The sequence below is a fragment of the Pseudomonas sp. URIL14HWK12:I6 genome (genome assembly GCF_000514195.1).
Taxonomy (GTDB): domain Bacteria; phylum Pseudomonadota; class Gammaproteobacteria; order Pseudomonadales; family Pseudomonadaceae; genus Aquipseudomonas; species Aquipseudomonas putida_A.
In genome coordinates, this window is record NZ_AZVL01000018.1 from 1 (window position 1) to 15,203 (window position 15,203).

The 15,203-nt window shown below is 60.5% G+C and carries 17 protein-coding genes; 11 read left to right on the forward strand and 6 right to left on the reverse strand.

Features of this window, described 5'->3' with window-relative positions; genetic code table 11:
- Window positions 1-446: 446 nt before the first annotated feature.
- Window positions 447-1,334, forward strand: coding sequence for a threonine/homoserine exporter RhtA (gene rhtA, locus H043_RS0120240; protein ID WP_027613370.1), 888 nt, complete (start codon window positions 447-449; stop codon window positions 1,332-1,334).
- A 169-nt stretch (window positions 1,335-1,503) separates the two neighbouring features.
- Window positions 1,504-1,785, forward strand: coding sequence for a hypothetical protein (locus H043_RS0120245; RefSeq protein WP_007965435.1), 282 nt, complete (start codon window positions 1,504-1,506; stop codon window positions 1,783-1,785).
- 1 nt (window position 1,786) lies between these two features.
- On the opposite strand, the gene H043_RS0120250 is transcribed toward H043_RS0120245, so the two are convergent.
- Complete coding sequence (locus tag H043_RS0120250) at window positions 1,787-2,365, reverse strand: TetR/AcrR family transcriptional regulator (RefSeq protein ID WP_027613371.1); 579 nt, start codon at window positions 2,363-2,365, stop codon at window positions 1,787-1,789.
- Between the two features lie 92 nt (window positions 2,366-2,457).
- Here H043_RS0120250 and H043_RS0120255 point away from each other — a divergent pair, with 92 nt between their 5' ends.
- A complete protein-coding gene (locus H043_RS0120255; protein ID WP_027613372.1) occupies window positions 2,458-3,186 on the forward strand; it encodes an SDR family oxidoreductase in 729 nt (242 codons plus the stop codon).
- Between the two features lie 40 nt (window positions 3,187-3,226).
- The gene (locus tag H043_RS0120260) at window positions 3,227-3,823 is read left to right on the forward strand and encodes a 2-hydroxychromene-2-carboxylate isomerase (RefSeq protein WP_027613373.1); all 597 of its coding nucleotides are present in this window, start codon (window positions 3,227-3,229) and stop codon (window positions 3,821-3,823) included.
- A gap of 49 nt (window positions 3,824-3,872) precedes the next feature.
- Here the strand turns inward: H043_RS0120260 and H043_RS0120265 are convergent, their stop codons facing one another.
- The 4 genes from H043_RS0120265 to H043_RS0120280 all read right to left on the reverse strand — a co-directional run bounded on the left by H043_RS0120265 (window position 3,873) and on the right by H043_RS0120280 (window position 8,081).
- A complete protein-coding gene (locus H043_RS0120265) occupies window positions 3,873-5,681 on the reverse strand; it encodes an aminopeptidase P family protein (RefSeq protein WP_027613374.1) in 1,809 nt (602 codons plus the stop codon).
- A 56-nt stretch (window positions 5,682-5,737) separates the two neighbouring features.
- Window positions 5,738-6,904: an aminotransferase class V-fold PLP-dependent enzyme gene (locus H043_RS0120270; RefSeq protein ID WP_027613375.1), complete on the reverse strand. Its 1,167-nt coding sequence runs from the start codon at window positions 6,902-6,904 to the stop codon at window positions 5,738-5,740.
- Between the two features lie 205 nt (window positions 6,905-7,109).
- Window positions 7,110-7,724: a LysE family translocator gene (locus tag H043_RS0120275; RefSeq protein WP_003226640.1), complete on the reverse strand. Its 615-nt coding sequence runs from the start codon at window positions 7,722-7,724 to the stop codon at window positions 7,110-7,112.
- Window positions 7,725-7,823: 99 nt separating this feature from the next.
- Window positions 7,824-8,081, reverse strand: a complete 258-nt coding sequence (locus H043_RS0120280; RefSeq protein ID WP_027613376.1) for a hypothetical protein — start codon at window positions 8,079-8,081, stop codon at window positions 7,824-7,826.
- Window positions 8,082-8,473: 392 nt separating this feature from the next.
- On the opposite strand from H043_RS0120280, the gene msuE reads away from it, so the two are divergent.
- The 4 genes from msuE to H043_RS0120300 all read left to right on the forward strand — a co-directional run bounded on the left by msuE (window position 8,474) and on the right by H043_RS0120300 (window position 12,640).
- Window positions 8,474-9,037, forward strand: coding sequence for an FMN reductase (msuE, locus tag H043_RS0120285; RefSeq protein WP_027613377.1), 564 nt, complete (start codon window positions 8,474-8,476; stop codon window positions 9,035-9,037).
- Between the two features lie 10 nt (window positions 9,038-9,047).
- Complete coding sequence (gene ssuD / locus H043_RS0120290; RefSeq protein WP_007965452.1) at window positions 9,048-10,193, forward strand: FMNH2-dependent alkanesulfonate monooxygenase; 1,146 nt, start codon at window positions 9,048-9,050, stop codon at window positions 10,191-10,193.
- Between the two features lie 130 nt (window positions 10,194-10,323).
- A complete protein-coding gene (locus H043_RS0120295) occupies window positions 10,324-11,511 on the forward strand; it encodes an acyl-CoA dehydrogenase family protein (RefSeq protein WP_027613378.1) in 1,188 nt (395 codons plus the stop codon).
- A 25-nt stretch (window positions 11,512-11,536) separates the two neighbouring features.
- Window positions 11,537-12,640: a sigma-54-dependent Fis family transcriptional regulator gene (locus H043_RS0120300; protein ID WP_027613379.1), complete on the forward strand. Its 1,104-nt coding sequence runs from the start codon at window positions 11,537-11,539 to the stop codon at window positions 12,638-12,640.
- On the opposite strand, the gene H043_RS0120305 is transcribed toward H043_RS0120300, so the two are convergent.
- A complete protein-coding gene (locus tag H043_RS0120305; protein ID WP_027613380.1) occupies window positions 12,637-13,002 on the reverse strand; it encodes an antibiotic biosynthesis monooxygenase in 366 nt (121 codons plus the stop codon). The two genes, H043_RS0120300 and H043_RS0120305, sit on opposite strands and share 4 nt — an antisense overlap.
- Before the next feature lie 95 nt (window positions 13,003-13,097).
- Here H043_RS0120305 and soxR point away from each other — a divergent pair, with 95 nt between their 5' ends.
- The 3 genes from soxR (at window position 13,098) to H043_RS0120320 (ending at window position 15,193) form a co-directional block, all read left to right on the forward strand.
- Window positions 13,098-13,547 carry a redox-sensitive transcriptional activator SoxR gene (gene soxR / locus H043_RS0120310; protein WP_027613381.1) on the forward strand — a complete coding sequence of 150 codons (450 nt, stop codon included), beginning with the start codon at window positions 13,098-13,100 and terminating at the stop codon, window positions 13,545-13,547.
- Between the two features lie 103 nt (window positions 13,548-13,650).
- Window positions 13,651-14,109 carry a VOC family protein gene (locus H043_RS0120315; protein WP_027613382.1) on the forward strand — a complete coding sequence of 153 codons (459 nt, stop codon included), beginning with the start codon at window positions 13,651-13,653 and terminating at the stop codon, window positions 14,107-14,109.
- A gap of 208 nt (window positions 14,110-14,317) precedes the next feature.
- Window positions 14,318-15,193: an alpha/beta fold hydrolase gene (locus H043_RS0120320; RefSeq protein WP_027613383.1), complete on the forward strand. Its 876-nt coding sequence runs from the start codon at window positions 14,318-14,320 to the stop codon at window positions 15,191-15,193.
- The last annotated feature ends 10 nt before the right edge of the window (window positions 15,194-15,203 follow it).

A 15,203-nucleotide genomic window follows, 5' to 3' on the forward strand; every position in this document is an offset into this window, starting at 1 on the left:
AGTGATTATTTTCAGAAGTTTTCGAAGAATTCTTCAACAACTTCAACCACTTGCGCTTCCGATCTCTCGTTAGCGGGAGGCGAATTCTACAGCGTTACACGCTGCTGTCAACACCTCTTTTTCTCCGCTTTCGACCGAGAAGATCGAACCGTCAAAAGAGCCAAACATCACCGCTCTTTCAACTCCTTCCAGGCTTCGATGAACTGAAGCAAGCCGCTGCCGAAAACTGCGTAACTCATTGAATCTCAAGGAGTTTTACGTTTCGACTGCGCCGGAAGTGGGGCGAATTATAGACTTCCTGAATCTGCCGTCAACCGTTAATTTCAGTTTTCTATCAATGCACCGAAAAAGCCTGCTTATATATAGATGCAACGTCAGCGAATGCGCAGTATATTGCCCAACACTTAAAACAACACCCTGTTCTCACCTTCGGATGATGCCTTGCAATGACTGACCAACCTCGCTCTCTGGCCTCAATGCTGTTCCCGGTTGGCCTCTTATTAATAGCCATGGCATCCATTCAGTCTGGCGCCTCTCTGGCCAAGAGCATGTTCCCGGTGGTTGGCGCTCAAGGAACGACCACTCTGCGCCTGGTCTTCGCCAGCGTGATCATGCTGTTGTTATTGCGCCCTTGGCGCGCAAGGCTGACAGCTCAGTCCCTGCGCACGGTGATCGTTTACGGAATGGCGCTGGGCGGGATGAACTTCCTCTTCTATATGTCATTGCGCACCGTGCCACTTGGAATTGCAGTCGCGCTTGAATTCACGGGTCCGTTGGCCGTCGCCATCTACGCCTCCCGCCGCGCTATCGACTTTCTCTGGATTGCTCTGGCGGCAGTTGGCCTGCTGCTGTTGATCCCGACAGGAGCGACATCCACGGGGATTGATCTAATGGGCGCCGGTTACGCCTTGGGGGCCGGCGTGTGCTGGGCGCTGTACATTCTGTTCGGCCAAAAGGCTGGCGCCGACAACGGCGTGACGACCGCGGCGCTGGGCGTGATGATTGCCGCACTGTTTGTCGCCCCGATCGGCATCGTGCATGCCGGCGCGGCATTGCTCACCCCGTCGCTGATCCCGGTGGCCATCGGCGTCGCCATCCTCTCGACTGCTTTGCCCTACACGCTGGAGATGGTCGCCCTCACCCGCATACCAGCCCGCACCTTTGGGACGTTGATGAGCATCGAACCGGCCTTTGGCGCGTTGTCCGGGCTGCTATTCCTGCAGGAGTACCTCACGCTGTCACAATGGATGGCGATCCTGTGCATTATTCTGGCTTCCGTCGGGGCAACCATGACCATGGGCAGTAGCGCCAAACCCGTTGTAGCGGCAGATTGAAACAGGATTTGACGAAGGTCTGGCAATTGGCGTTCATTTAGGCCATGTTTAGGCCCCTTAACTCAGTGCCAGGCATGGATTTTTTCGGACAGGGATATCGAACCGCTTAAAGCGCAGGCGAATACAGGCAGACCCGAGCGCCAGACTCGTGGCTACCATAAGGACGGTAATGAAACGAATTTTGATACTGATCGCTGTATTGGCAGTAGCGGGGTGCGCAGCCACTTCCAAGACCCAAGTGAAGCACGGTAAAAAAGGGCTGCACATCAACTGTTCCGGGCTGTCGTCCTCTTGGGACAAGTGCTACACCAGCGCCGCCAATGCCTGCGCCCCAAAGGGCTACAAAGTCATCGCCAAATCAGGGGACGCCGTGGAAGAACCCGGCGATTACCCGTTCGGTCTTAATCCGGCCGGTTATACCAGCCGCAGCATGATCGTCATCTGCAAATGAATCATGCTGGCTGCTCGCCTTGTCGAGCAGCCAGCTGACGCCCGATTTCCTCATGACTGGATTTCAAAACCGTCCGTTGAATCTCCGGCGTCACCAGCATCCGCGCCACTACCAACGCTCCGACGCATTGCGACAGAATCGCCCACGCCAGGCTGTCGCTTTCCAGAATCTGCGCCCAACTGGCGTGCAACCGACAAATCCACAACTCTGCCTGCTCGCGAACCTGATCATCTGAACGGGCAATTTCCGCACCCAGTGTCGGCAAGGCGCAGCCCGATTCAGGCTGCTCCACGTGAGCCATGCTCAGGTACTGTTTCAGACAGCGTTCCAGCCGCTCACGATCCTGCGCCCCCTGCCCTCCCAGTCGCTCCAGGCTCTGACACAGTTCACGCTCGACGATCGCCGTGAACAGCTCGTTTTTCGACGAAAAGTGGCTATAAAACGCTGCGCCACTGAGGCCGATAGCCTTCATCAAACCATCGACACCGACTGTGGAAAAGCCCGAACGCTTGGCTGACAGCGCGCTGCTGTTCAGCAGCTTTTCTCGGGTTTCCAGCTTATGACCGGCGGAATACCGCATGTGCTTGCCCTCTTGATCGACCGCCTTGACGTTGTCCGGATCCTAGCATAACGTTCGTTCACTTAACGATCGTTTACTAAAGGGATCTACCCATGAATAACAAGAAGGTCGTGTTGGTGGTGGGTGCGGGCGATGCCACTGGCGGAGCGATTGCCAAACGCTTTGCCAGAGAAGGTTTTATCGCTTGCGTCACCCGGCGCAGCGCCGACAAATTGCAGCCGCTGGTCGAGGCGATTCAGGCCGAGGGTGGCGAAGCACACGGTTTTGCCTGCGATGCGCGCAAGGAAGAAGACGTGATTGCGTTGATTGAAGAGATTGAAACCCGCCTCGGCCCGATCGAGGCGTTTGTCTTCAACATTGGTGCCAACGTGCCTTGCAGCATTCTCGAAGAAACTGCGCGCAAGTATTTCAAGATCTGGGAAATGGCCTGTTTCTCCGGTTTCCTCAATGCCCGCGAAGTGGCCAAGCGCATGGTCACCCGCCAACGCGGCACCATTCTGTTCACTGGCGCCACCGCCGGGCTGCGCGGTGCTTCCGGATTTGCCGCGTTTGCCGGCGCCAAACATGGTATCCGTGCACTGGCGCAAAGCATGGCGCGCGAGTTGGGGCCGATGAATATCCACGTCGCCCATATAGTGGTCGATGGCGCGATCGATACCGACTTCATTCGCAACAGTTTCCCCGAGAAGTACGCGACCAAGGATCAGGACGGTATTCTCAATCCCGAACACATCGCCGAAAACTATTGGTATCTGCACAGTCAGCCACGGGATGCCTGGACCTTCGAGCTGGATCTGCGCCCGTGGAACGAACGCTGGTAAGCCCCGCCTCCTCCATAACAATAATCAGAGAGCAGCGAAGATGACGAAAACCGTGGAGTTCTATTTCGACCTCGGCAGCCCTGCCACCTACCTGGCTTACACCCAATTACCGAAAATATGTGCCGCAACTCAAAGCGAGCTGATCTATATCCCGATGCTGCTGGGCGGCGTGTTCAAGGCGACTGGCAACGCATCGCCGGCAATGATTCCGGCGAAGGGCCGCTACATGTTTCAGGATCTGGATCGCTACGCCAAACGTTACGGCGTGCCGCTGAAATTCAATCCGCATTTTCCGATCAACACGCTGATGCTGATGCGTGCCGTCACTGGCATACAACTGCACCAACCGGAACGCTTTCACGCATTTATCGATTGTCTGTTCAAGGCATTGTGGGTGGAGGGACGCGCTCTCGATGAGCCGGCAACTGTCGCTGCGGTATTGAGCGAACATGAATTCGACCCCAATGAAGTCCTGGCCCTGACCAACGACGAGACAGTCAAGGCAGCCCTGAAGGACAACACTGAAACAGCCATTAAACGCGGGGTGTTTGGCGCGCCGAGCATGTTTATCGGCAACCAGATGTTCTTTGGACAGGACCGCCTCGACTTCGTCGAAGAGGCCCTGCGTCAGGCTTAGAAAAACCTCAGAACCCGGACGCTGCCAACAGCGCCCGGGTTTCAGCCATTCAAATCGCCGCTGTGCGCGTGTTCAGCCACTCCAGCGCGGCCCCATCGAGCAACGGACTCAGACGCTCACGCACTTCAGCATGGTAGGCGTTGAACCACTCCTTTTCTTCCTGCGTGAGCAAGGACGGCTCCAGGCAGCGCGTGTCGATCGGGCAGAGGGTCAAGGTTTCAAACTTGAGGAAATCACCGAACTCGCTGCTCCCCGCCTCGCGGTTCATCGCCAGGTTCTCGATGCGCACGCCCCAACGACCCGGACGATAGGTGCCCGGTTCAATCGAGGTGATCATCCCCGGTTGCATCGCCGTTTGCGGTGCCGGTGCTGCCTGATAGGCGATCACCTGCGGGCCTTCGTGCACGTTGAGGAAATAGCCGACCCCATGACCGGTGCCGTGACCGTAATCCACGTTTTCCGCCCAGATCGGTGCGCGGGCGATGGCATCGAGCAACGGCGAGAGAATGCCTTTCGGGAACTGCGCCCGCGACAGGGCAATCACGCCTTTGAGCACACGCGTGCAGTCACGCTTCTGCTCAGCCGTCGGGGTACCGACCGGCACCATTCGAGTGATGTCGGTAGTACCACCGAGGTATTGGCCTCCCGAGTCGATCAGCAGCAAGCCGTCACCCTCGATCACCGCGTGTTCTTCTTCGGTGGCGTGATAGTGCGGCATCGCGCCATTGGCGTTAAACGCGGCAATCGTGTTGAAGCTCAACGACACGTAATCCGGACGGCGCTCGCGGGCAGCGGTGAGTTTTTCGTCGATGGTCAGTTCGGTGATGCGTTCACGGCCCCAGGCCGATTCCAGCCAGGCGAAGAATTCGCACAACGCCGCGCCATCCTGTTCCATGGCCTTGCGAATGTGCTGTGCATCGGCCTCGCTCTTCTGCGATTTGGCGAGGGTGGTCGGGTTCAAGCCTTCGACCAGTTTCACCGCGCTGTCGAGGTTATCCAGCAAACCGCTGGTCACCCGCGCCGGATCCACCAGCAGGCTCGCACCACCCGGTACGGCGCGCAAGGCGTCGGCGACCTCGCGGTAATCGCGCAGAGTCACGCCGTCCTGTTCCAGCACTGCACGCAGCTCGGCATCGACTTTGCTCAAGGCCACAAACAGCGTGGCCTGCTGTTGATTGATCAACGCAAAAGAAACAAACACCGGGTTGAACGACACGTCGCCGCCGCGCAGGTTGAACAGCCAGGCGATGTCATCGAGGGTGGCGATGAAGTGCCAATCGGCGCCACGTGCCTGCAGGGTCTCGCGCAGTTTGGCGAGTTTTTCGCCACGGCTGACCGTCGCTTGCGGTGGCAGATGCTGATAGATCGGCGCGTTCGGCAGGCTCGGGCGATCCGCCCAGACTTCATTCAACAGGTCGATGTCAGTGCGCAGACGCGCGCCACGCGCTTCGAGCTTGCTGCTCAGGGTGCGCGCTGAAGCTACGGCCATCACCGCACCGTCGACCGCGACTACGCCACCTTCCGGGGTCTGCTCGGCCAGCCAGTCCAGCGGGCTCAGCTGACCCGGTTGCAGCTTGACCAGTTCGATGCCGCTGCCCTTGAGTTCCTTGGTCGCCTGTTCCCAATAGCGACTGTCGGCCCAGACCCCGGCGAAATCAGCAGTCACGATCAAAGTGCCGACCGAACCATGGAAGCCCGACAGCCATTGCCGCCCCTGCCAATAACCCGGCAGGTATTCCGACAGATGCGGGTCGGCCGATGGCACCAGCAACGCATGAATGCCTTCACGGCGCATTAATTCACGGGTGTGCGCCAGGCGCTGGGGAACCGTTCCTTCGGTCAAAGTCTGGGTACTCATCATGTCTCCTGCCAATCACTTCATCGTTATTGTTCGTAGCCGTGAAAACCGGCTGGTTAAAGCCCTGTCGCCCAGAATGCCGGGGCACTGGCGCAGGCGCCTTTGATCAGTGCTGCCGCCTGATCGACATCATCGGCGGTGGTGAAACGGCCGAGACTCAGGCGAATGGTGCGACCGGCCAGCCGGGCGTCGTGCCCCAGTGCCAGCAGCACGTGAGAAGGCGTGTTGCTCGCCGAGTTGCAGGCCGAGGTCGCGGAAAAGGCGATCGACTGGCTCAAGGCCGCACTGTTGAATTCACCTTCGCTGAAGGTCAGGCTCAACGTGTGCGCGATGCGCTGGCTGGCGCTGCCGTTGAGACGTACGCCTGGCAGACTCAGCAACTGTTCGAGCAGCCGTTCACGCAGCGCCACGATGGACTTTTTCTCGGCATCGAATTCGGCAGCCGCCAAGGCGAATGCCACGCCCATGCCGGCGATCTGATGCGTCGCCAGAGTCCCGGAGCGCAGTCCGCCTTCGTGGCCGCCGCCATGAATCTGCGCCTGCAAACGCTGCTGCGCGCGCGGGCCGACATACAACGCGCCGATCCCCTTGGGACCGTAAAGCTTGTGCGCCGAAAACGACATCAAGTCCACTGGCCACTGCTGCAGATCAATCGCCACTTTGCCGGCGCCCTGCGCAGCATCGACATGAAACAACGCGCCACGGCCGCGCACGACTTCACCGATGGCCGGGATGTCATTGAGGGTGCCGAGTTCGTTGTTGACCAGCATCAGCGACACCAGAAAGGTGTCGTCGCGCATGGCTTCGCTGACTGCCTGCGGGGTGATCAGGCCTTCGGCGTCTGGTACCAGATAGGTCACCGCGACGCCGGCATCCTGCAATTGCCGGGCGGTATCGAGAATGGCTTTGTGTTCGATCTGACTGGTAATGATGTGGCCGCCGGCAACGCCGCGCGCCTGGGCCACGCCCTTGAGGGCGAGGTTGTTGGACTCGGTGGCGCCGGAAGTCCAGACGATCTGCGTGGCCTCGGCGCCGACCAGTTCGGCGACTTGCCGACGGGCCTGCTCGACCGTGTGCCGGGCCTGCTGGCCGAAGGCATGGGAGCTGGACGCCGGGTTGCCGAAGTTACCGTGAAAACCCAGACAATCGATCATCACCTGGATGACCCGCTCGTCCACCGGGGTGGTGGCGGCGTAATCGAAATACAACGGACGTTTATTCATAAAAGACTCGCAGAGCGTGTTCCGGGATCAGGAGGCTCGTGTCTGCAAACGGCACAGCGCAGCCTTGTGAGCTGCGCCTGGGTTCGAGACCGTCATCAATACCTGATCGGATGCCGTTAAAGAAGAACAACTTCATTTAAAAGTGCGTAGGAACGCTCCTGAAGCCGAGCTTAACAGGCATCGGGCCGGCGGTTGAAGCAATGCGTCAGTGAAAGCTTTCGAGAAGTAACGGGTACAGCGAAATCACCAACAGCGCCGCCATGCCCCAGTTGAACACGCGCAACCAGCGCGGGTCCTTCAGCACGTTACGCAGCAGCGTGCCGCACGCTGCCCAGACGCCGACGCTGGGCAGGTTGATGATGGCGAACACGGCGGCGATCACCACCACGTTGGTGAAGTAACCCTGCATCGGCGTGTAGGTGCTGATGGCGCCGATGGCCATGATCCAGGCCTTGGGATTGACCCACTGAAACGCGGCGGCACCCAGATAGCTGATCGGTTTGGCCTCGCCTTCCACGCCCTCACCCACCGGCCCCGAATGGGCGATTTTCCACGCCAGGTACAACAGATATGCAGCGCCGAGATAGCGCAGCACGGTGTAGAGAATCGGGTAAGTCTGGAATACCGCGCCCAGGCCGAAACCCACGGCGACCACCAATACGAAGAAGCCGCAGGTGATGCCGAGCATGTGAGGAATGGTGCGGTTGAAGCCGAAGTTCACGCCCGACGCCAGCAACATGGTGTTGTTCGGCCCCGGTGTAATCGAGGTGACAAGGGCAAACAGGGCAAAGCCCAACAGCAGATCAAGCGAGAGGGTCATGGGGCAATCCGTCAGGGTCATTCAGGTGTTGACCCTATCGCACGGCAGCGCGCAAACCCACGGACAGTTACGCGAAAATTCGAGCAGTACAGTTTTCGATTAACTTGGACGACCGTGCAGCTGTATGGCTCGACCGGCGCTCATTTCAGCTTTCTTGTCGAATGGCGACTCGCCCAGCAGTGCGGCTTTCTTCGCGTGATATTCGTCGAAAGACAAGCCGCTGCGGTTCAGCGCTTCCATCGCCAGTTCGCGGGTTTCTTCGGCGGTGTACGGCCGTTGTTCGGGGGAAACGTGGCTCGCGCAACCGGCGAGTACGGAGACAGCGAGCAGCAGCGAAACAGTCAGTAAACGATTCATGGGGAGCGTCCTGGCGAGCGGTGGTAGTCGATGGACAAAGGCTACGCCCGCGCCTCTCCGGGCAAAAATCAACGCTCTCAATAGTGGCTATCAAGATTTCAGCTTCAACGCCCTCATATCTCTTAACGATCTATAAATATCGATTAACGTTCTTTTACGGAATAACCAGCAGCCGCTATAAATCCCTGCACACGGCGAACAACTGTTGCTCCAGCAACTGTTGCCCAGGCAACAGCAGATCAGCAAACCCGCCTGATATCTGCACAACCGACTCACGCCAGAGCGCTAAGGCCCAAGTAAACCGGGGCTCTCAGGAATTGGTACAGCGCTTGCTCAAACCTTGGCACTTACTCACTGCTCGCTGAGCAACTGTTGATAAAAAGGAACTGATCATGTCGCGTCCCCTGAAAGTCGTCGCCCTCTCCGGCGGCACCTGGCGTCCATCGCGCACGCTGGTGCTGACCCAAGCGCTGTTGGCCGAACTGGCCGAACACTTGCCGGTCGAGAGTCATCTGATCGAACTCGGTGATATCGCCCGGCCGTTGGGTGCTGCCCTGTCGCGTCAGGAGCTGAGCGCCGAGGTCGAAGCCGAACTGCAAGCCATCGAACAGGCCGATCTGCTGATCGTCGCCGCGCCGGTGTATCGCGGTTCCTACCCGGGCCTGCTCAAGCATCTGTTCGACCTGATTGACCTCAACGCGCTGATCGACACTCCAGTGCTGCTTGCCGCCACCGGCGGCAGCGAGCGCCATGCGCTGGTGCTCGATCATCAGTTGCGGCCGCTGTTCAGTTTCTTCCAGGCGGTGACCCTGCCGATCGGGGTCTACGCCACCGAAGCCGATTTCGCTGACTACCAGATCACCAGCGAACCGCTGAAAGCGCGGATCCGTCTGGCCGCCGAACGCGCCGCGCCGCTGTTCGGCACACAAATCAAACCGTTGCTGAAAATCGCGTAAGGAGCTGTGCATGGATGTTTTCTGGTTCCTGCCGACCCACGGCGACGGCCATTACCTGGGCACCACCCAAGGCGCGCGCCCGGTCACCCTGAATTATCTGAAACAAGTGGCGCAAGCCGCCGACAGCCTCGGCTATCACGGCGTGCTGATTCCCACCGGGCGCTCCTGCGAAGACTCGTGGGTGATCGCCTCGGCGCTGGTGCCGTTGACCGAACGCCTGCGTTATCTGGTAGCGATCCGCCCGGGGATCATTTCGCCCACCGTTTCGGCGCGCATGGCGGCGACGCTCGATCGACTGTCCAACGGTCGTCTGCTGATCAACGTGGTGACCGGCGGCGACCCCGACGAAAACCGTGGCGACGGCAGCTTCCTGAGCCACAGCGAACGCTACGAAGTCACCGACGAATTCCTCAGGATCTGGCGCCGGGTGTTGCAAGGCGAATCGGTGGATTTCGAAGGCAAACACCTGAAAGTACAGAACGCCAAAGCCCTTTATCCGCCAGTGCAGAAACCGTATCCGCCGCTGTATTTCGGCGGCTCGTCCGACGCGGCGCATGACCTCGCTGCCGAGCAAGTCGACGTGTACCTGACCTGGGGCGAACCGCCCGCCGCCGTTGCCGAAAAACTCGCCGATGTACGTGAACGTGCCGCTCGCCATGGACGCAAGGTGAAGTTCGGTATTCGCCTGCACGTCATCGTTCGCGAGACCGCCGAAGAGGCGTGGAAAGCTGCGGACAAACTGATCGAGCACATCAGCGACGAGACCATCGAAGCCGCGCAGAAATCCTTCTCGCGCTTCGACTCCGAAGGCCAGCGGCGCATGGCGGCGTTGCACGACGGGCGTCGCGACAACCTGGAAATCGCCCCCAACCTGTGGGCCGGCGTCGGTCTGGTACGCGGCGGCGCCGGTACCGCGCTGGTGGGCGATCCGCAGCAAGTGGCCGCGCGGATCAAGGAGTACGCCGACCTCGGTATCGAGAGTTTTATCTTCTCCGGCTATCCGCATCTGGAAGAGGCCTACCGCTTTGCCGAACTGGTGTTCCCGCTGCTGCCCGAGCCGTATGCAAGCCTGGCCGGACGCGGCGTGACCAACCTGACCGGGCCGTTTGGCGAAATGATTGCCAACGATGTGTTGCCCACCCAAGCCAAGGCCTAAAACGCCCCCTGTAGGAGTGAGCCTGCTCGCGAAAGCGGTGTGTCTGCGACGGTGATGTCGACTGTGCTGACCACATCGCGAGCAGGCTCACTCCTACAGAGAATCGCGTCGATTTGATGAGGAACACCGCGTGACCGCCAAACCACAAAGCACCCTGCTCTCCCCGCTGCAGACCGCGCGCCAACTGGCCGCCGAATTCGCCGTCACCGCCGTCGAGCGTGACGAACGCGGCGGTACGCCGAAGGCCGAACGCGATGCCCTGCGCGACAGCGGCCTGCTGGCCCTGAGCATTCCCACCCGCTACGGCGGCCTCGGCGCGACATGGAGCGAAACCCTGCAGATCGTGCGCGAGTTCGCCAAGGTCGACAGTTCCATCGCCCACGTCTTCGGCTTTCATCACCTGATGCTCGCCACCGTGCGCCTGTTCTCGCGGCCCGAACAATGGCAGCCGTGGTTCGAACAGACCGCGCGGCAGAACTGGTTCTGGGGCAACGCCCTCAACCCGCTCGACACCCGCACCGTGGTCAAGGACTTCGGCGGTTGGCGCGAGTTTTCCGGGAAGAAAAGCTTCTGCTCCGGCGCCAGCGATTCGCAGATGCTGATCGCTTCGGCCGTCGACGAAAGTGCCGGCGGCAAGTTGCTGATCGCGGCGATCCCCAGCGGTCGCAGCGGCATCACCCTGCACGACGACTGGAACAACATCGGCCAGCGCCAGACCGACAGCGGCAGCGCTACGTTCGAACGGGTGCGGGTCGAGGAATCCGAACTGCTGCTCGATCCCGGCCCGTTGAGCACACCGTTCGCCTGCCTGCGTCCGCTGATCGCGCAACTGACCTTCACCCACATGTTTCTCGGCATCGCCGAAGGTGCCTTTGAGGAAGCGCGGCAATACACCCTGAGCGAAACCCGGCTCTGGCACAAATCCGCCGCCCGCAATGTGCGTGAAGACCCGTACGTACTCGCGCATTACGGCGAGTTCTGGGTGGCGCTGGAAGGCATCCGCCTGCTGGTCGAACGGGCCGCCGCGCTGCTCGACGAGGCCTGGGCCCAAGGCCCGAACCTGACCGCAGAAGAGCGCGGACATCTGGCCACAGCGATTGCCACCGCCAAGGTCGCCGCCAGTCGTCAGGGGCTGGATATTTGCAGCCGTTTGTTCGAAGTCACTGGCGCGCGCTCGACCCACGCTTCGCTGCGTCTCGATCGGCACTGGCGCAACCTGCGCACGCAGACCCTGCACGACCCCCTCGATTACAAACTTCACGAGTTGGGCGACTGGGCGCTGAATCAGGCGCTGCCGGTGCCAACGTTCTATTCCTGATCCTGCCTTTAATGGAGCGAGCCCCATGCAACTGCTGACCCTTCCGCCCTCACCCGCTCTGGCGACGTCGATCCGTGCCACCGCACAGGTCTTCGAAGACCCCAAGTCCCAGGCCCTGCTGGCGCATCTGCAGCAGGTCGCGCCGAGCGAAGCCAGCGTGCTGATCATCGGCGAGACCGGCACCGGCAAAGAGCTGGTGGCGCGGCACATCCACAATCTGAGCCACCGCCGGCATCGGCCGTTTGTCGCGGTCAACTGCGGTGCGTTCTCCGAATCGCTGGTGGAAGCCGAGCTGTTCGGCCATGAAAAAGGCGCCTTCACTGGCGCCCTCAGCGCCAAGGCCGGGTGGTTCGAAGAGGCGGATGGCGGCACCTTGTTCCTCGACGAAATCGGCGATTTGCCGATGGCGATTCAGGTCAAGTTGCTGCGGGTGTTGCAGGAGCGCGAAGTGGTGCGCCTCGGCTCGCGCAAGAGCATTCCGATCGATGTGCGCGTGCTGGCCGCGACCAACGTGCAACTGGAGAAAGCGATCAATGCCGGCAACTTCCGCGAAGACCTGTTCTACCGGTTGAACGTGGTCAATCTGGAACTCAGCCCGTTGCGCGAGCGGCCCGGCGATATTCTGCCGCTGACCCGACATTTCATCGAGGCCTACAGCCAGCGCCTGGGTTACGGACGGGTCAGCATCAGCTCCGGTGCCGAACAGAAACTGCGCAGCTACAGTTGGCCGGGGAACATCCGCGAACTGGAAAATGTCATCCATCACACCCTGTTGATCTGCCGCAACGGTGTGATCGAGCGCGACGATCTGCGCCTGTCGAACCTGCGCATCGAGCGCCCGGACGATCAGCAGTCGAGCACCGACGATTCACCGGAAGCGTTGCTGGAGCGGGCCTTTCAAAAACTCTTCGAACAACAGGCCGGCGCCCTCCACGAAAAGGTCGAAGACGCCCTGCTGCGCGCCGCCTATCGCTTCTGCCATTACAACCAGGTGCACACCGCCGCGCTGCTCGGTCTGAGCCGTAACGTCACCCGCACGCGGCTGATCAAGATCGGCGAACTGGCGGTGAACAAGCGGCGACTCACGGAAAACCTGCGCGGCGAGCGCCTGATCCAGTTATCGATCTAGCCGACCAGGTTGCAATGCAGCGCATCGTCATGACTGCGGGCGATGCTGCTCAACACCTGGAATGAATTGAAGGTCACGGTTCTCGCCTGATGGGCGCGGATCAACTGCCAGAAATCATGCTCGCCGCTTTCAAAGCTACAGAACGCCGCCTCCCCGGCCTCGCGGCTCTGCCACTGCAGCAGGCTCAGCACCCGCCGGCCGTCGTCGCTGACCTGGACGCTGGCGCTGACAAAGCCTGCGTAGCGCTGCGCCAGATGTTCGCTCTGCTGCGCCAGCGCACAGACCAATGCCGGTTGCTGGCGCGGCTCGATCTCGAATTCGATCAATTGGGTAAAACTGCGATTTTTCGCTGAGGTTTGCATGAGAAGTCCCCACTCATCGTAAGCCGAGTCTTGCGACTCGAAGGCCTGCAGGGTAAAACCTCTAGTTAAGTCAAGGTCAAGAGTCCTTTTGCAAAATGATCACCCAGGAAAACCTGCACAAACAGCTCACCGTGGGCGAAGTCGCCGCGCGCAGCGGAGTCGCGGTCACTGCCCTGCATTTTTATGAAGCCAAAGGCCTGATCACCAGCCAGCGCAATGCCGGCAATCAGCGCCGTTACCCACGGGCGGTCTTGCGCCGGGTGGCGTTGATCAAGGTCGCGCAGCGTCTGGGCATTCCGCTGGCGGAGATTGGCGAGGCGCTGAAGAGACTCCCCGACGACCGCGCTCCGACAGCAGCAGACTGGAAAGTCCTGTCCGAACAATGGCGCCGCGAACTGGACGAGCGGATCAATCAACTGACCTTGTTGCGCGACCGCCTCACCGGTTGCATCGGTTGCGGTTGCCTGTCGATGGAAGCCTGCCCGTTGCGCAATCAGGGCGATGTGCTCGGTGATCAGGGGCCGGGGGCGCACTTTCTGGACTGACTGCTCGTCGGGGAAAAATCCTGGCCGCGCAGACAGTTCTATAGTGAATCTTCCACAAATCCGGTGGAGCCATACCTCGCAAAACAAAAACAGGGAGAACGTCATGAGCGTCAAACCCATTCCCGAGGGGTATCACAGCATTACCCCGTACCTCGGCATCCTCAAGGCTGCCGAAGCCATCGATTTCTACAAGAAAGCCTTTGGCGCCACGCAGGTCATGCGCCTGGACATGCCCGACGGGCGCATCGGCCACGCCGAGCTGCGCATTGGCGACAGCGCGATCATGCTCGGAACGCCGTGCGATCAAGGGCCGTTGAGTGGTCCGGACAATGCCGTGTCGGTCGGTCTGCATCTGTATGTCACCGATGTCGACAAGTCCTTTCAACGGGCGCTGGATGCCGGGGCGAAAGCGGTGTCGGAGGTCAAGGATCAGTTTTATGGTGATCGCAGCGGGACGCTGAAGGATCCCTATGGTCACCTGTGGTTTCTGGCGACGCGCAAGGAGGATCTGACCGAGGAGCAGATCAAGCAGCGGGCGATGGAGATGTTCAGTCAGGGTTGAGATTTTCAGGGTTTTGGCTGGCCCTATCGCGAGCAGGCTCACTCCTACAATTGGAACGCATTTCAACTGTAGGAGTGAGCCTGCTCGCGATGAGGCCAATGCGGATAGATCACACTTCATGAACCACCACACCACGCTTCAACCCTTGCCCCGAATGCCGAACACTTTCAGGATGCATTCCACCCGCACCTGAACAAGGATCAGCCCGATGTTTGCCGGATTCGTCAAAGACCAGCGCCACGTCAACGGCGTCGACATCGCCTATCGCCTCGGTGGCAGCGGCCCGGGGCTGTTGCTGTTGCACGGACACCCGCAGACCCACGTGATCTGGCACAAGATTGCCGAGCAGTTGGCGGAGCATTTCACCGTGGTCGCCGCCGACCTGCGCGGCTACGGCGACAGCGCCCGACCGGCTGCCGATGAACAACACCGCCATTACTCAAAACGCGAAATGGCCAGGGACAACCTCGAGTTGATGCAGGCGCTGGGCTTCGAACAGTTTTCGATTCTGGCCCACGACCGTGGCGCCCGGGTCGGCCATCGCCTGGCCCTCGACCACCGCGCGGCGGTGCAGCGGATGATGCTGCTGGACATCGCCCCGACCCTGGCGATGTACACACAGACCAACGAAGCGTTCGCCCGCGCCTATTGGCACTGGTTCTTCCTGATCCGCCCGGCGCCGTTGCCGGAAACCCTGATCGAGGCCGATCCCGCAGCCTATCTGCGCAGCGTGATGGGCAGCCGCAGCGCCGGACTCGCGCCGTTCACCGAGCCAGCGTTCAGCGAATACCTGCGTTGCCTGCAACGTCCCGGCAGCGCCCGAGGCATTTGCGAGGACTACCGCGCCAGCGCCAGCATCGACCTGGAACATGACCGGGCCGACATCGCTGCCGGGCATCATCTTGACCTGCCGCTGCGGGTGCTGTGGGGTGCGCAAGGCACAGTCGGGCGCTGCTTTGACCCGCTCAAGGAATGGCAGCTTGTGGCGACCAACGTCAGTGGCAAGGCGCTGCCGGCCGGGCATTATCTGGCCGAAGAAGTGCCCGAACTGTTGCTCGCCGAAGCGCTGGATTTCCTACGCTGAATCGAGCCCT

What these genes read in the sequence shown, in the direction of transcription:
- rhtA (WP_027613370.1), top strand. Translation starts at nt 447, where the DNA reads ATGACTGACCAACCTCGCTCTCTGGCCTCAATGCTGTTCCCGGTTGGC.
- H043_RS0120245 (WP_007965435.1), top strand. Translation starts at nt 1,504, where the DNA reads ATGAAACGAATTTTGATACTGATCGCTGTATTGGCAGTAGCGGGGTGC.
- H043_RS0120250 (WP_027613371.1), bottom strand. Translation starts at nt 2,365, where the DNA reads ATGCGGTATTCCGCCGGTCATAAGCTGGAAACCCGAGAAAAGCTGCTG.
- H043_RS0120255 (WP_027613372.1), top strand. Translation starts at nt 2,458, where the DNA reads ATGAATAACAAGAAGGTCGTGTTGGTGGTGGGTGCGGGCGATGCCACT.
- H043_RS0120260 (WP_027613373.1), top strand. Translation starts at nt 3,227, where the DNA reads ATGACGAAAACCGTGGAGTTCTATTTCGACCTCGGCAGCCCTGCCACC.
- H043_RS0120265 (WP_027613374.1), bottom strand. Translation starts at nt 5,681, where the DNA reads ATGAGTACCCAGACTTTGACCGAAGGAACGGTTCCCCAGCGCCTGGCG.
- H043_RS0120270 (WP_027613375.1), bottom strand. Translation starts at nt 6,904, where the DNA reads ATGAATAAACGTCCGTTGTATTTCGATTACGCCGCCACCACCCCGGTG.
- H043_RS0120275 (WP_003226640.1), bottom strand. Translation starts at nt 7,724, where the DNA reads ATGACCCTCTCGCTTGATCTGCTGTTGGGCTTTGCCCTGTTTGCCCTT.
- H043_RS0120280 (WP_027613376.1), bottom strand. Translation starts at nt 8,081, where the DNA reads ATGAATCGTTTACTGACTGTTTCGCTGCTGCTCGCTGTCTCCGTACTC.
- msuE (WP_027613377.1), top strand. Translation starts at nt 8,474, where the DNA reads ATGTCGCGTCCCCTGAAAGTCGTCGCCCTCTCCGGCGGCACCTGGCGT.
- ssuD (WP_007965452.1), top strand. Translation starts at nt 9,048, where the DNA reads ATGGATGTTTTCTGGTTCCTGCCGACCCACGGCGACGGCCATTACCTG.
- H043_RS0120300 (WP_027613379.1), top strand. Translation starts at nt 11,537, where the DNA reads ATGCAACTGCTGACCCTTCCGCCCTCACCCGCTCTGGCGACGTCGATC.
- H043_RS0120305 (WP_027613380.1), bottom strand. Translation starts at nt 13,002, where the DNA reads ATGCAAACCTCAGCGAAAAATCGCAGTTTTACCCAATTGATCGAATTC.
- soxR (WP_027613381.1), top strand. Translation starts at nt 13,098, where the DNA reads ATGATCACCCAGGAAAACCTGCACAAACAGCTCACCGTGGGCGAAGTC.
- H043_RS0120315 (WP_027613382.1), top strand. Translation starts at nt 13,651, where the DNA reads ATGAGCGTCAAACCCATTCCCGAGGGGTATCACAGCATTACCCCGTAC.
- H043_RS0120320 (WP_027613383.1), top strand. Translation starts at nt 14,318, where the DNA reads ATGTTTGCCGGATTCGTCAAAGACCAGCGCCACGTCAACGGCGTCGAC.